At 67.7% G+C, this 319-nt stretch carries 1 pseudogene; it reads left to right on the forward strand.

The features are described 5' to 3' along the window. Positions 1–319, forward strand: a pseudogene (locus F1735_RS34600) (phenylacetic acid degradation operon negative regulatory protein PaaX); the annotation flags it as partial.

Genomic DNA, 319 nt, shown 5'->3' on the forward strand with positions numbered 1-319 from the left:
TGGACCCTGGTGCTCTCGGGCGCCGGCAGCATCGACGCGCCCGAGCGCGCACTGCTGCGCAAGGAAATGCTGTGGGAGGGCTACGCCATGATCGCACCCGGCATGTTCGGCCACCCGGCCAGCCATGCCGGCGTTCTCGAAGAACTGCTCGCGCGTGTGGGCGTGAAGGACAAGCTGTTTGTGTGCCGGGCCAGCGCGCTGCCGGGCGTATCAGGCAGGCCGCTGCAGGACCTGGTGCAGGATGGCTGGGACTTGTCCGGCGTGGTCCAGGGCTACCGCCATTTCATCGAACGCTTCGCGCCCTTGCTGGACCTGTTGG

Origin of the sequence: Massilia genomosp. 1 (assembly GCF_011682185.1) — a bacterium.
GTDB classification, from domain to species: Bacteria; Pseudomonadota; Gammaproteobacteria; order Burkholderiales; family Burkholderiaceae_D; genus Telluria_A; species Telluria_A rubra.